The sequence below is a fragment of the Microcystis sp. LE19-10.1B genome (assembly GCF_027530565.1).
Classification (GTDB): domain Bacteria; phylum Cyanobacteriota; class Cyanobacteriia; order Cyanobacteriales; family Microcystaceae; genus Microcystis; species Microcystis aeruginosa.
Genome location: NZ_JAPZQM010000278.1, coordinates 1 through 2629 on the forward strand (window position 1 = coordinate 1; position 2629 = coordinate 2629).

General features: G+C 40.7%; 1 protein-coding gene. It reads left to right on the forward strand.

Going from position 1 to position 2629, the window contains the following annotated elements:
• The first annotated feature begins 571 nt into the window (after nt 1-571).
• Nucleotides 572-2473, forward strand: a complete 1902-nt coding sequence (locus O9332_RS09970) for a M48 family metallopeptidase (protein ID WP_002763291.1) — start codon at nt 572-574, stop codon at nt 2471-2473.
• Nucleotides 2474-2629 lie beyond the last annotated feature (156 nt).

Sequence of the window (2629 nt, forward strand, 5' to 3'; positions counted from 1 at the left end):
AAACTATACCGATATTTTCTAGGTGTCGATAGCCTTGAATACAGGTTCCTTGTAGGTTCAAAAATTTGTCAAGTATCATAAGTAAAATAATCTCGTTTTTGGCTATTATATCAAATCTTAACTCAATTGTCTATCTTTTGGTATTAACCTATTTGTGCCTTAAGTCCTTTCCTGTATGGGTTTCAGCTACTTTTGAGCGTAGTTGCTCTCATCGAATTTTATTTTAAGTTAATTATTTGCATAACAATTCCCGAAGAGCCAAAAAAATTAAACTAAAATCACCAAAATTCCGAAATCAAGAGGAAAGCCGCTGATGTTTTTCCATAAGGCAAAATCAGACTAAGCCGCTTTACCCCTCTGAATTGAGGAATTTTACCCCTACCCGAAAAATAGAACGGAACCTTGACAGCACGAATCATCACACCAGCACCTTTTCAGTGATCAGTTATCAGTTAAGTACCTAAGCAAAATTAATTACACATATCTAACCCCCCCCTTGCCTCTTGCATGAGTGCCTTTCTTCACTAGGAAATTTATAACGCATCTTTCGATAGTTAGTACAGTTATTTTTATGACAATCACACAGAAACAGTTTGATACATTAGTTGGAACGCTAGAAAAATTCTCGAAGGCACATCCTAGGAGTTATCGCCTACGAGTTGCCCTGTTTGCCATATTAGGGTACGCCTACATCTTTCTGGTGCTTGCTGGGCTGTTAACACTAATTGGATTAATTGTCTCATTTATTGTTTTCAGTCACCGTGTCAATTCTGTCATTATTAAGCTGGCTATTTTGTTACTAATTCCAGCATGGGTGATTGTGCGATCACTTTGGGTGACCGTCCCTGAGCCTGAAGGTTTGAAACTTAATCGTCATCAAGTTCCTAAATTATTCGCTCTAGTCGATGAGTTGACGACTAAACTCCAAGCTCCCCGATTTCATAACATCCTGTTAAATCAAGAGTTCAATGCAGCAGTCGTTCAAGTTCCACGACTGGGTATCTTTGGTTGGCAGGAAAACTATTTACTTTTGGGACTTCCCTTGATGCAGTCATTATCGCTGGAACAACTTAAAGCAGTTATGGCGCACGAGTTAGGGCATCTCTCTGGTAACCATTCTCGCTTTGCAGCATGGATTTATCGAATTCGCAAAACTTGGATGCAGATTTATGAACAGTTACATCAAAGCGATCAATCTGGAGCCTTTGTTTTATTTAATCGCTTTTTAGATTGGTATTGGCCTTCCTTTAATGCCTATTCTTTTACCCTGGCACGAATGAATGAGTATGAAGCTGATCGCTGTGCGGCTCAACTCACTAGCGCAAACAACACGGCTGAAGCTCTAATTAACATAGAAGTCAAAGCTCGTTTTCTGGAGAGTTCCTTCTGGTCAGATATCCAAAAACGGGCAGAGCATCAGGCTGATCCACCGAGCAATGCTTATTCATCTATGTTGACCGTTTTGCATAATCCAATTGCCGAAGAGGAGACCAAACAATGGTTAGAGCAGGCGCTTGCACAAAAAACCAGTTATGCAGACACCCATCCCTGTCTTGCTGATCGGTTAAAATCGCTGGGTTATCAGACTACTCAATTAGAAACGTTACCTCAACCCGCAACAATCCAAATAAGTGCAGCAGAACACCTTCTGGGAAAGATGATCTTACACAAATTTGCGAAACAGTTCGATCAAGATTGGAAAGCAGCCATATCGACACCTTGGCGACAGCGCTATGCATACCTACAGGAAACCAAAGACAAACTACGAGCATTAGATCAAAAAGCCCAAATGCAGACTCTGCCTGAACAAGAAGCATGGGAACGAGCCTATTACACCTTGGAATTACAAGGTGGTGAAGCAGCACTTCCCTTCTTACAAGACGTGTTAAAAATTCAGCCCGATCATGCAGAAGCAAACTATGCTATTGGACAAGTTTTTTTACACAAGGCTGATGCATCAGGCATTGCCCATATCGAAAAAGCCATAGAGCAAAGAGTGGATTGGGTCATAGCTGGCTGTGAGTTAGTTTATGGTTTTTTCTGTCAACAAGGTCAAACTGAAGAGGCTCAGAAATATCGCGCACGAGCTGAACAACATTATCAACTTTTACTAAAAGCTCAACAGGAAAGAGCTACTGTGGGTGATTACGATAGATTTCAACCTCACACTCTGAAAGCATTAGAGGTAAATGAACTGAAACAGCAGTTAGCTTGCTATCCGCAGGTTAAAGAAGCTTATCTAGTAGAGAAAGTGGTCAGGTACTTTCCTGAAAACCACTTCTGTGTTCTAGGGATTGTTCGTAAACGAGATTTGATTGAAAGTTCGGATGCGCCTCATAAATTAATTAACTTGCTCGTTACCAATTTACAGTTTCCTACTCAAGCCTATATCATCATCTTGAACCACGGCAGTTCTGATAAGCTCAAGAAAAAGATTTGTCAGATTCATCGGTCTTTAATTTTTCGACGTTAGTGGGACTTAAACGCTAAATAAAGATCAAATCGAGTATAATCGTTAAAGAGTAAGCACTTTACGTTGAAAGATCAGCGATGAAAGAGACAACCCCAGCCGCAATGCCCCCATGCTTTGACCGATGGTGTCGGCGGTTTGACAATTGCTTCAAAAACG

Bases quoted from the DNA above. Each gene is read 5' to 3' on its own strand.
- O9332_RS09970 (WP_002763291.1), top strand. From the start codon at position 572: ATGACAATCACACAGAAACAGTTTGATACATTAGTTGGAACGCTAGAA.